This window comes from Marinomonas sp. UCMA 3892, assembly GCF_012726345.1.
GTDB lineage: Bacteria > Pseudomonadota > Gammaproteobacteria > Pseudomonadales > Marinomonadaceae > Marinomonas.
Genome location: NZ_PTXN01000005.1, coordinates 1 through 12,435 on the forward strand (window position 1 = coordinate 1; position 12,435 = coordinate 12,435).

Here is a 12,435-nt window from a genome sequence, read left to right on the forward strand (position 1 = left end):
AAATAAATCTAATGCACGCGATCCCGAAATGCACCAAACGCAAAAGGGAAAACAATGGTTCTTTGGCATGAAAGCTCACATCGGTGTTGATGCAAAGCGTGGGTTAGTTCACAGCTTCACCACGACGCCTGCCAATGATCACGATTTAAACCAGTTGACGGAACTTCTTCATGGCAATGAGTCATTTGTATCGGCGGACTCTGGCTACCGTGGCGTAGAAAAGCGCACAGAAACAAAAGATAAGAATGTCGATTGGTTAGTAGCTGAGATGCCCAGCAAGATACGTGCTTGGAAAAAGCACCCCCGCCTCAACAAGCAGCTGATCCGAACGGAATACTTAAAGGCGAGTATCCGAGCGAAAGTCGAGCACCCGTTTAGAATACTGAAATGCCAGTTTGGGTTCCGCAAAGTCGTCTACAAAGGCCTGTCTAAAAATGACAACAAACTCGCCGTGCTGTTTGCACTTGGAAATTTGTTACGAGTAGATCAGATGATACGTTCTGCACGGGGTTAATCCGTCCAAATAACGGTTGTAAGGTGCTTGAAGTACCTTACAAGTGGGTTAAGTGGTGATTAAATGTCGCTTCTGAGGAAATACTGTCACAAGCTGAAAGTCAGCTAAAAATTGTCTTACTTGTTCGTATGTTCCTAAAGCGAAAAGCGCTCTATCAAAATTATTTTGGAGAGTTCATTTATACAGGAAGAATGAATGATTAATCTAGGACAAAAATTTTTAAGTAACCATTTAGAAACAGCGCTTTGGAGAGTAGCCAGCTCGACAAAAGAGGTTGAAATTGAAGCTGATAATTCGTTTGCCGTTTATCGTAATACCTTTGATCAAACGGAAAAACAGGCACTTTAACTAGAGCAACGCGCATAGGCTATGAACGAAATGGTTGCGCAAGGTAATGAATAAGTGGGTAGCACAAATAGAATATCGAACTTCTGGTTGAGGAGCTCATGTCAACATCTGATAAGGTGAAAAATATTAGTAAGAGTAGTCACTCAATATCAACTCTGGTTGGAGCCATCTACTGCTGTGTTTTCTCTTAACTCTAAATCATCAGTTTTAATTAAAATGGGTGGTTAATGTTCATAATCATTGGTCTTTAGCGTCCCCGAATTGGTCTCTTTCGACCATAAGCCACTATTGACCCAACCTTCAAACTGGCTGTTTTGTCCTTATCTAAACAATGTATCTGAACGGCAACTTTGCGGACTTCACAGGCACAAGAGCAAAAAAGTCTGATCAGATTTCTTTCGAAGGTCGACTTCTGGGCATCCTAGTGCCATGAACTGCCGTTGAAGGTTAAATAGAGCGTGGCCTAATCGTCATGAATTAGGGTGCTGGAAAATTAAGGCTTTGCTTCAAAAGCGTTCATGTTTGACTGACCCAAAAACAGCTTACTTCAAGAGCAAAGCGATCATTATGAACCGAAAAAAAACTAGCTAACTTCCAACCTTCTTGCTCGCTGTTTTCTGAGGATTTAATAGGTAGCGCTTTGTGCTCGATGCCAGTGGTATTTAGTGCAACCAAAAATGATCGATTTCAACAAAGAGTCATTAATATTCCTGCATTCTTAAAATGTTAGTTTTGTGCTCAACCCCCCATATAGAGTACTGTCCCCGTGAGTTCTTTTTCACTCCAGTCAGTCAAGCTATGAAATAAAATAGTCATCTAAGCTTCATTTCTCTGTCATATTCAAACCTTAGTATTCGATTGTGAACCGCAATACAGCGGTGACAATTATTGCGAAAGGTAATGATATGACGTTAAGCCACTCACCTCAGCCAATTCTGTCCACAGACGATCTTGGCATAATCTATCCCGGCGGAATTGAAGCATTACGTGCAACCTCAATCAACTTTCAACGTGGTGAATTCACAGTGCTGCTAGGTTTATCAGGTGCGGGAAAATCATCCTTATTGAGGTCACTGAATCATTTGGTGAAACCTACCTCGGGTAAAGTGATTTCTGCTGAATTCGGAATACTGGATAATCAAGGCATACTGCGCCGGCATCGACGCAAAACCGCGATGGTGTTTCAGCACCATCAACTGATTCTGCGTCACACAGCCCTGCAGAATGTACTCATGGGGCGACTGGGATATCATTCATTCTGGCGTAGTTTATTGCCGCCACCCAAAACCGATCTTGAATTGGCATTGCATTGTCTGGATCGCGTTGGCCTTGCTGACAAAGCCCTGGTGCGGGTCGATCAATTATCAGGTGGCCAGCAACAACGAGTAGGTATTGCCCGAGCTTTGGCTCAGCAGCCGAGTATTATTCTGGCGGATGAACCTGTCGCCAGCCTGGATCCATCCACATCCGAAAAAATTTTGTCTCAATTGAAACAAATCTGTGCCGAAGACGGCATTACCTCTATCGTCTCATTGCATCAGCTTGAATATGCCAAACGTTTTGCCGATCGCATCATTGGTTTAGCTCAAGCCCAAGTGGTGTTTGATGCCGCTCCGCAAGAGCTCGATGACAAACAGCTCAAGTTGATTTATCAACAATCGGCCAACCCCAAAAGAAAAGATAAACAAACCGCCGATACGCAATCCAATTCTTCTTATCAACATTTACCCACTAAAACGGCAACACAACTGGAGATAGCAAAATGAAACTGTTTAAACAAATACTCTTAGCCACCACCTTGCTGGTGACAGCCATAAGCCCCTGTATGGCAGCAGATGCCGATCCGGATATGCTCAAAGTCGCCTTGCTGCCGGATGAAAACGCTTCCGAACTAATCAAGCGCAATGAACCCTTAAAAAATTATCTGGAAGCCAAGTTAAACAAAAAGGTGGAATTAATAGTCACAACCGATTATTCATCCATGATTGAAGCGATGCGCTTTGGCCGTATTGATCTGGCCTATTTCGGCCCGCTGTCTTATGTGATGGCCAAATCAAAAAGCGATATTGAACCGTTTGCGGCAATGATAATCGACGGTGTACCGACATACCGTTCCATTTTGATCGCCAATACAGAGTCAGGCATTGATTCCTATGCCGACATTAAAGGTAAAAAAATGGCCTATGGCGATCGCGCCTCAACGTCCAGTCATCTCATCCCGAAAACGGTTCTTTTAGAGGAAGGCGGCATCGAAGCGAAAACCGATTACGAACAACACTTCGTCGGCTCGCATGATGCTGTGGCTGTCAATGTGGCCAATGGTAATGCAGATGCAGGCGGGCTCTCTGAGGTGATTTTTAAGTATGTGGTGGAACGTAAACTCATTGACCCGGCAAAAGTTAAAGTTTTGGGCTATAGCAAACCTTATCCACAATATCCCTGGGCAATGCGCTCCAACCTTAATAAGGATCTCAAAGTGAAAATTAAAGATGCGTTTGTCAGCCTGGATGACAAAGAGATATTGAAGAATTTCAAAGCAGAGGGATTTGCACCGATTACCGATGCTGATTATGACGTGATACGTGTTATGGGTAAATTACTGAATCTTGATTTTTCCAAGATGTAAGGATGATTTATGAATACCTACCTGATTACACAAACAGATGTGCTGCAAAGTTACAGCAAGAACTGGAAACGTAAAACCCTGCAGGTGGTGACCTTATTGGTCATCGTTCTGCTGGCAGCCTGGTATGTGAATGTACTGAACTTCGAAATTTTGGCAAATGGCTTGCCTGCAATAGGAACGTTGGCTGGCGAGTCTTTCCCACCGGACTTTACCAACCTTCAAAACTGGTTTTCACCCTTGCTGGATACGCTAGCAATGAGTATTGCCGGTACCGCAATTGCAGTTATATTTTCTGTGCCTATGGCATTTCTGGCAGCGCGTAATACCTCACCTCATGGTGTGATCTTTCAGCTGGCGCGCATCGTTCTAAATGCCCTTCGATCCGTTCCGGAACTGATTATGGGGATTATTTTTGTGGCTGCCGTCGGCTTCGGTGCCTTACCCGGTGTGCTGGCTTTAGCGCTGCATTCCATCGGCATGGTAGGTAAATTCTTTGCCGAAGCGATTGAGCACGTGGATGACGCTCCGGTGGAAGCCGCCCGTGCCGCTGGTGCCTCACCGATGCAGGTGCTCTATCACGCAATTCTTCCCCAAGTGATGCCGCAGTTTGCCGATGTCGCAATTTATCGCTGGGAATATAACTTCAGAGCTTCGACAATCATGGGCATGGTAGGCGCTGGCGGTATCGGTTTTGAACTTATGGGTTCACTACGCATTATGCAATATCAGGAAGTATTGGCTATCCTGCTAGTGATTCTGCTGATGGTCACATTGGTCGATGCCTTGAGCGGCCTGTTACGCAAAAAATTCAAGTAGGAGATAACGATGAAACCAAAATTGGTAATTACGCATAAAGTACATGAAGAGGTGTTGGCCATATTAGCACCGCATTGTGAGTTGATCACGAATCAGACCCCGTTCAGCTTATCACGCAACGATACAATGAAACGGGCGAAGGATGCAGAAGCCTTGATGGTATTCATGCCGGATCGGGTAGATACCATTTTTTTAGAGTCTTGCCCGCAACTGAAGGTCATTGGTGCGGCATTAAAGGGCTATGATAATTTTGATGTCGATGCCTGCACTGAACACAATGTCTGGCTGACCTTTGTACCAGACCTATTAACAGTACCCACAGCTGAATTAACCATCGGCCTAATGGTCGGATTAATTCGGCATATACGGGCGGCGGATCAACATGTACGTATTGGAAACTTTAAGGGCTGGCTTCCACAGTTTTACGGAATGGGAATTGAAGGATCCACTATTGCGATTATCGGCATGGGTGCAATTGGTCAGGCCATTGCACAAAGGCTGAGCGGTTGGGGTGCAACCTTAGTCTATACCGACACTCAGCCTCTGGATGCAGAACAACAAGCAGCATTAAAACTTGAATTTTTGTCTTTGGACGACGCCCTTGCTCAGGCCGATATCGTGATTATGGCACTGCCATTAAACTCGCAAACGCAACATCTTTTAAATACACAACGTTTACAGCAGATGCGGCCCGGTTCATTTTTGGTGAATCCCTGCCGTGGGTCTATTGTTGATGAAAGTGCCATTTTAGATAAGCTTAATAGCGGCCATTTAGCCGGATATGCCAGTGATGTTTTTGAAATGGAAGACTGGGCACGTCTCGACAGGCCAAAGGAAATCAATCCCAATTTATTAACACATCCCAACACCTTGTTCACGGCACATATCGGTTCAGCGGTGAGCAAGGTCAGGTTAGCCATTGAAACACGTGCGGCTGAAAATATTCTCAGGGTTTTGAACGGCGAGCCTCCATTGGATCCGGCCAACCAATTACCCGCACAAAAGGAAATAGCATGCTCAATCTGATCTGGCTGAAAAGTTTGATCATGGTGATTGAGCAGCGCAGTTTTCAGGCAGCTGCCGAGCAGCTGGGATTAGCCCAACCAACTATCTCGCAGCATATTCAGAAGCTGGAAGAAACGCTCTGCGTATCCTTGATTCATCGTGTGCGTAGCGGTTGCCAGCCGACTGAATATGCCCTTCGTCTTTTGCCGTATGCGCAGAGCATGTTGCGACTACAAGACAGAGCCTTGCTGGCTGTGAATCAACCCTCCATGAGAATTGGAGCCAGTTCAAATATCGGCATTTATCTGTTGCAGCCTTACCTGCAGAATTACCGGCATAAACAAGCGTTTATAAATGACAAACTGGATATCGTAATAGACAGCAACCCAGTCGTTGCCGAAAAACTGGAAAATGCTGAAATCGATATCGCCTTGATGGAATGGTGGCCAGGTAAAGCTGGTTTTGAATCTCAAATCTGGAAAACTGAAGCATTAGTCTTGATTACGCCTCCAGATCATCCACTTGCAAAACTGTCATCGATCAGTAAATCAATATTGTCCGGGCTGAATTTGTTAGGCGGAGAATCTGGCAGCGGAACAGGAAGGATACTCAAAAACTACTTGCAGGAATGCCAGCATTTTCCCACTGTATCAATGCAACTGGGCAGCACAGAGGCCGTTAAGCAGGCGGTTCGGGCAGGCATAGGAATATCGCTGGTATTTGCATCGTCTGTTGTTGATGAGGTGCAACATGGAAGTTTATGTGCAATCCCTTTAGAGGATCATGCGCTAACAAAAGACATCCAGCTGGTCTGGCGGCAGCAATCGACCATTCAGCAAAAACAGCCGCAATTTGTTGAATATTTACTCAGTTCATAGGTCAATCTTTAACAAAAAATATGATACTGCTCCCACGCAAATATAGATTCACCCAACGTATGACTAGGCAAGCACTTTAAAAACACAAATGATTCTTAGGATCATTGGGTCAGAATAGTTTATTTTCGAGCAAATATTGGGAGATTTGGTCACTACGACATTTAAAGATAGCCGTTTAAGTTAATACTGAAACAGGCAAGAGAGAAGAGATTGTTTTAGGTGGCGGGTTCAAGATTCAAACTGGCTGTTTTATCTCTATCTAAAATAAGGCTACCGAGCGGCAGCTTTGCGGACCAATAAGCCATAGTGGGGTTGTCAGCTTTAGTCACGACACATATTAAAATTGTAAGGCCGATACACTTTATTGCATACTAGATTTCTTTAATTCTTGTAATTCTCTACGTAGCTCGAAATTCTCTCTAAGAAGATTCATCATCTTCTCCAAACAGAGGTCATGTTCGGCCTTAAGTTTTGAATATCGAGCATTTGCCTTCTTCTTTTGAGATGTAATAAGCTTTATCGAATCGGAATTTTCTGGATCTCTACTAGCGGCAGAACATCTCGTGTTTTCAGTATTTTCAATTGAATCACACAAATCAGGGTATCTTTCCTGTTTTACAAACCCTTTCTTCTTACCCGCCTCAATCGCTACATTATCTTTAGTGAATTTAAAGGAAGGAGAATTAGTATCAATGATCTGAGCTTTCCCAGACTTCAGTCGTTCAAAAGCTTCCCAGTATAAAGCTTCGCCTCTTAATTCAGTCACTCGATGATCTCCTTAACAGGAATTAAATTGTTTCGTGCTGCAAGGTGTTGCTCTACAACAGATATTTCTTTTTCTCGCTGAAGTGAAAAGGGACTTTTTTCACCGTATATGGAGATTTCTTCTTTCCATACTTCGATTTGATCAGCCATGATTTCGGCAGTGTCATCGTTGAAAATAGCATCACTACAATCGATACATGGAAGAATCGAGGTAAATGCGACTCTATCGCAAGGCTCTATGGAAGAGCACCCTCCTACTACAGTTCTCCGATATGATAGTCTGCCTGATCTTACTTCTTTCTCAGTTAGAGCGCGGTCTTCGTAGATTGAAGGGAGTATACCTTTATTTTTTTGCCTCTGAAGAGTTGCACCTGCGCCACCAAATAGGATTCCTTCATAATCAGAAATGTCATTACAAATAGCATCAACCTTCATGGTTAAAACTTCTTCTTGAAGTTCATTTATAAAATCGAATAATCCTTCATTCTGATTGGTACCTCTCTCTACAAAATTATTCGCATAGGCACTTCCATCAGTATAATAAACCGTCATTTTTTCTATTGGATGTTTGAGTTGATTGGCAATTACTGGAATTGATACTCCTCCACGAGCAGCATATACAACTAATGAACGGCGATACATGTGCCATGCAAAAGGGAATTCCTTGCCGACATCTATACCTTTTTTAGAAAAGTCGACCCATGGGTTGAAACTCTGCATCTCTTCTAGGTCTTCATTTGTAATGACAAAGGCCTCTCGACGCAGTGTATTGTTAGTACTGGCTCTCCATCCCTCTTTGAATGGCCGAGGGTTCACAACAAATATAGGCGTCTCGCTGTCAACCCTCGAACTATGGTTAGGAAAAAGAGGGTACTTATCTTGATTCACAGAATCCATATTCAGCGAATAATAGAACCTGTAGATTAACCTTGCACTGGCAAGAGCGCACTGATAGTAAAGTTCTGCTTGATCTGCCGTAACCCAGAACTGTTTCTTTGGAGAATTACCAGCAAACTTGAATGTATAGCTATCAAACCCGCAAATTACTTCTTCCCCATAAGTAACCCTTCGATAGCTATTTAAAGGGATTGCTCGTACTTCAGAGACCCTCATGCCAGTAAATTGAGAAATCATAGCTGCTGAAGTTTTTTGAATATAGCTAATATAGTTTGTTAATTCCTGAATGCTATCAACTTGTAACTCTTCTAATAGGTTAGCGATATCTGGATATGTTTCTTTAATATATTTCCATACCTGTCGAGCGATAGTAGCGTTACTCTTACGCCATTTCCCGAATTTGATTTCCCCTTTTTCTGCTCTCTCCTTAGTCACTTCGTAATGTTCCCAGGCTTTCTCTACTTCCGTTACGACCTCCATAAACTTAAAACAGGTCTCGGTACTTTGTTCGATAAGCTCGCTGAGCAACCTTATTGGAATGACAGGTGTTTGGATTTTTTCTCTAATTGCTTCATCCACGCGCTCCTGAGCTTGTTCAGCTACCAGTTTAGTTAAATCCACAGAGGGTATAAGGTTGAAATCGTTTACCTGATGCGATAGTTGCGAGAGGTGTTTAATCAGATTGTATAGACTTGCAAGCCTAACCCACTCTTGGTACCGACTTTCCGCCCCTTCCAATCTACATTCGATAAATTCGGTTTTACCTAAAACATCTGCGAACTTAATTCCAGAAGATAGAGCATATCTTGCTAAGTATTTTATTTGTATCCATAGCGCCATTACGCTGTTTACTGATAGCTGTCTTCGATACCATAAATTTAGAATGATTAATTTAGAATCTTGAATGATAGAATTGGCGAGCGGACTCTGTCTTTCAAAGACTCCATGATCTTCGGAAAATATACTTTCGAAATATATACGAGCATTTGGTCTTGACGTGTATAGAGAAAAATCCCAAACATTATCAGCAAAAACAGACAGAATGTCTCCGTTTCTTCGCCGACTTATAACATGGTTAGAATCAGGGGTAGAAACATCAGTAGATAGTGAATCAGGCGAAGTATGCTGAGCAATCCCTATAGTGTCATAGGGTACTAGTTGAACATTCACGAGTATGCCTCCAAATCAGCTAGTAGATCAAAATGACTCTGCCAATGCTTTGACAAATCTCCTTGCTTTACTTTATTCATAGCATCATCAACTAAAGATTTTTTAGCTGGAAATTGCTTTATTAGCTCTTCAAGTATTTCATCAATTCTATAGAGTATTGGTGCAAACTTAATGGCGTAGGAAGCTTCGTTTGCTGCGCGTTTCTGCGCGTATGGAAGCAATACCTTTAAACTAGTTATAAGGTGAATATCCTCTTCGTCAGCATGTAAAACATAATGCCTACAGAAAAAGCATGTTTCGCTTCTACTGCAGTTTGGCTCGGGTGCTGAGTCGGTAAAACCTTCGCTACGCTTAGCTTGAGATAAATCGTTAGCATTACAGTGGCCAGCAGGCGTTTTATGTAGACCGTTATTTATCTGTACAGGAATGTATTTGGCGCTTCTCGATGAATCTATTGCTTCATTCCACATTTCGTTCATGAATGTAGAAAGTTCTTTTAATCCAGCTATCTTCGGTGGATTGGAATAGCTCTTGAGGGTAGTTTTCACGTCATTCTGTAGTTTCCAAGCAACGGTATTGATGTCACCATTACTTAGATTCCAAAAAGACCATGAAACACCTTTTCTTAGCTCTCTAGGGGTATGCCACTTAACATTAGGTAAATGTCCTATTAGCCATTCTTTAAGAGTATCAATGGAGACTTTATTCAAAGGGGCGCATTTACCGATTCCAGAGATTCTAAAAAATCCTACTCTTTGAACATCTAAATCGAATTCAATTTCTCCCCACTGACGAAGCTTTTCATATTTCTTGTGGAATTGGTAAAACTCTTTCCCCATTGTTGGGTAAACTGTCTTATTACCCGCTCTAACCTTTAGCCCAGTGAAACTGTAGCCTCTAGGCGCTTTACAATTGATCGGCTCAGATTTCTCACAAGAGCTTAATCTTAATGCAGAGGTGACACCATTATTGGTACCTACAATCCCAATAAATGCAAGATAGTAGCAATACGTTGCAGAGTTATAGAGCGACTTTCGCTGTAAGTCTGTATTTAGGCTATTGGTCTTGTCTAGGCGTTTGATCCAGTTATCGTAAACAGACATTACACCAACGCATTCTCGCCAATCTGTATATCGACCACGCACTTCTTCTCTAGATACAATGCCAGCATCATCATTCACAAAAGATTTTGTATATGAAGCTTTGCTCAGGTGACTAGATCTTGAGAAAACATGTTTACCAAAGCCCCAATGACTTAAGTCTAATACAAAAGGAAACGGTTTTTCATTGATTAGTATGTCTGTGAAGCGCTCAAAAATAGCAAGCAATACTTGCACAAATTGGTTGCGTTCTAAGTCGTCTCCTGGAAGAGATTCTGACTTACCTTCTTTAATATGAGGTATCTTTAAGCTGACCTCGTTATCTGTTAACTCCAAGGCCCATGCCAATGCTTTTTTGGTAGATGATAGTTCAGCTGAAGCAGAGCGCTCTTTCAAACTACCTTCCGTACCGTCAGCTAAACGCGTGCTCAATACTAGATGTTCATAATAGCTATATACCGACTCAATCCAATCCTTATCATTAGATAACGACATCCCTTTACTATCAGCGAAATCAATAAACCTGGCTATCTTGCCTGCATGGCTATAAACAGTAGCTTGATTGTATGTGCTAGCTCGTAGTCCTTCGATTATTCGTTCGACATACTTTAGCCTGTCTTTAACGATAGATTCCTTAGCGACAGAACGGCTCTTATGGTTAGGGTTTCTTGCATTACTCCTTACTGAGTAACACCAACTTCCTACATCACAAGTTCTGCATGAGTTGTCGATATCGAATTCAAGCACTGTCATTTCGGGTTTCAGAACTTCTGTTATCTTGTCTGTAATGTGGATGATTATTTCTGGACGATACTCCATCAAACTCGATTCTCCCCGTAGATAGCTTCGAGAACTTTGTATCCGTCAAGAATAATAGCTTCATGCATTTCATTAATCGAATTAACGTTAAGCAGCGTTTCGTCAAAATTGACATATAGTCTAGAAGTAGCAATATCGTTATGGTTAAGAGCGGTTTTGACAGCTAGTTCCATATGAGTTGTTGTGAATCTTTTTTCAGGATCGTTGGCAAGCTTTCTAACAATGTTCATACCAAAGGTAGCTCTAAGGTCGTGCGGCGCAAACTCATCAAGTTCAGGCCGATCTTGTCTTACACGAGCAATGAAATTGCGAATATTTGCCCGAAAAGTGCTTCCGTTTTGAGGACTGAATGCAGGAGCATTGACAACCCAATGAGCAGCTTCATCTTGCCTCTTCCTGATCTCACTTCGCGAGGAATAGAATGGATTAGATTGCTCTGTTAAGAATACATAATTTTCATCGCTCAAACCGAAGAAGCTGCTTTTCATTCTTTTAGCGTTTAGTTCGCTATTTATATAGACGAACAATTTCTCAATAAGGGTCTTGGGGAACCTAAAGTTATTAGGCTTTCCAAACTTAGTATCGATTGGGAATCTACTTCTGTGAGAATGAATAAAAACCCAACTTTTACCAGTACGTTTAAGTTCGTCATATGCCTCTTTAATGTGGCCTACACGAAGGGTACATGCTGATTGAATCCGCGCTCCCGTATTGAGCATAGTCAGCATAATTAATTCGGTTGCTACTGAGCAATACTTTCGCTCCAAGCCCCACATTATTGCCTGTTGCTCGGCTATGGATAGAGGGCGCAATTCTCCACCATCCATTATTCTGTCTGGCCGAGTTTCTGCTTTTGTAACCTTGATAGAAATATCGGTTGTTTGGACCTCTTTAAATCGAGATAAACCCTCATTATTCAAAGTCTGAACATACCTCTTAAAGCTTCTAAATGGTCTAGATCCAATACGAGACTCATCTACAAGATTGTGGTTGAGTATACCTCTATAAAAAGCAATGACATGGCCGACATGTTTACTTGCGGTACTTGGAGCCATTCCTAGATCAATAAGTTCTTGTAGTTTATATCTGAAAAGATAGGTTGGTCGTCTTCTCGTTTGCGCTGGGAATTCAAGTAAATCTAGATCTTCGTCTTCAATGAACTTTAGATAAAAACACAAGCTTTTTGCTCGATCCTTGATTGATTCCATTTTTGATCTAAGAGCAGTGTTTAGGTGGCAAAGAAGGTAAGCATTGCCCAGATCCCATGGAACTCCGTTCCCATTCAAAATTACTGGCATCTCTGGCCAAAACCCAGGCTTTCTTTCCCATTGCCAACCATCTTCAAGACAACCTGCTGGATTTGTATAAATTGCTTTTCCTTCTTGAAATTTCTTTATATACACAACTCTTGCTTGTGAACGAAAGTGTTTGGAGGAATTAAATCTTCGTCTAGCCACTAAATTGCCTCTTAATAAATCATATGTTCATTTGTATATT

The 12,435-nt window shown here is 42.2% G+C and carries 11 protein-coding genes; 7 read left to right on the plus strand and 4 right to left on the minus strand.

The window, feature by feature from the left end; translation table 11 throughout:
* The 7 genes from B6N13_RS07855 to B6N13_RS07885 form a co-directional block, all read left to right on the plus strand.
* On the plus strand, nucleotides 1-514 hold a 514-nt coding region (locus tag B6N13_RS07855), incomplete at its 5' end, for an IS5 family transposase (RefSeq protein WP_169459044.1).
* A gap of 195 nt (nucleotides 515-709) precedes the next feature.
* Complete coding sequence (locus B6N13_RS07860) at nucleotides 710-862, plus strand: hypothetical protein (protein ID WP_007146141.1); 153 nt, start codon at nucleotides 710-712, stop codon at nucleotides 860-862.
* Between the two features lie 905 nt (nucleotides 863-1,767).
* Nucleotides 1,768-2,628 (plus strand): phosphonate ABC transporter ATP-binding protein, encoded by an 861-nt coding sequence (gene phnC, locus B6N13_RS07865; RefSeq protein WP_007146140.1) that lies wholly within the window; start codon nucleotides 1,768-1,770, stop codon nucleotides 2,626-2,628.
* Nucleotides 2,625-3,488 carry a phosphate/phosphite/phosphonate ABC transporter substrate-binding protein gene (gene phnD, locus B6N13_RS07870; RefSeq protein WP_007146139.1) on the plus strand — a complete coding sequence of 288 codons (864 nt, stop codon included), beginning with the start codon at nucleotides 2,625-2,627 and terminating at the stop codon, nucleotides 3,486-3,488. Before phnC ends, phnD begins: the two co-directional genes overlap by 4 nt.
* A 9-nt stretch (nucleotides 3,489-3,497) precedes the next feature.
* Nucleotides 3,498-4,304, plus strand: a complete 807-nt coding sequence (gene phnE / locus B6N13_RS07875) for a phosphonate ABC transporter, permease protein PhnE (protein WP_007146138.1) — start codon at nucleotides 3,498-3,500, stop codon at nucleotides 4,302-4,304.
* Nucleotides 4,305-4,313: 9 nt separating this feature from the next.
* On the plus strand, nucleotides 4,314-5,330 hold the full coding sequence (locus B6N13_RS07880) for a phosphonate dehydrogenase (RefSeq protein ID WP_007146137.1): 1,017 nt from the start codon (nucleotides 4,314-4,316) through the stop codon (nucleotides 5,328-5,330).
* The gene (locus B6N13_RS07885; protein ID WP_007146136.1) at nucleotides 5,318-6,187 is read left to right on the plus strand and encodes a LysR family transcriptional regulator; all 870 of its coding nucleotides are present in this window, start codon (nucleotides 5,318-5,320) and stop codon (nucleotides 6,185-6,187) included. Before B6N13_RS07880 ends, B6N13_RS07885 begins: the two co-directional genes overlap by 13 nt.
* 361 nt (nucleotides 6,188-6,548) lie before the next feature.
* Here B6N13_RS07885 and B6N13_RS07890 read toward each other — a convergent pair whose 3' ends face one another.
* Genes B6N13_RS07890 through B6N13_RS23660 form a run of 4 tightly spaced genes read right to left on the minus strand, consistent with a single transcriptional unit; the run spans nucleotide 6,549 to nucleotide 12,395 of the window.
* A complete protein-coding gene (locus B6N13_RS07890; RefSeq protein WP_014611287.1) occupies nucleotides 6,549-6,953 on the minus strand; it encodes a hypothetical protein in 405 nt (134 codons plus the stop codon).
* Nucleotides 6,950-9,019: an integrase gene (locus B6N13_RS07895; RefSeq protein WP_014611288.1), complete on the minus strand. Its 2,070-nt coding sequence runs from the start codon at nucleotides 9,017-9,019 to the stop codon at nucleotides 6,950-6,952. Before B6N13_RS07895 ends, B6N13_RS07890 begins: the two co-directional genes overlap by 4 nt.
* Nucleotides 9,016-10,941 carry a hypothetical protein gene (locus B6N13_RS07900; RefSeq protein ID WP_139248925.1) on the minus strand — a complete coding sequence of 642 codons (1,926 nt, stop codon included), beginning with the start codon at nucleotides 10,939-10,941 and terminating at the stop codon, nucleotides 9,016-9,018. Before B6N13_RS07900 ends, B6N13_RS07895 begins: the two co-directional genes overlap by 4 nt.
* Nucleotides 10,938-12,395 carry a site-specific integrase gene (locus B6N13_RS23660; RefSeq protein WP_007146129.1) on the minus strand — a complete coding sequence of 486 codons (1,458 nt, stop codon included), beginning with the start codon at nucleotides 12,393-12,395 and terminating at the stop codon, nucleotides 10,938-10,940. The genes B6N13_RS07900 and B6N13_RS23660 overlap by 4 nt, the downstream gene beginning before the upstream one ends.
* Between the last annotated feature and the right edge of the window lie 40 nt (nucleotides 12,396-12,435).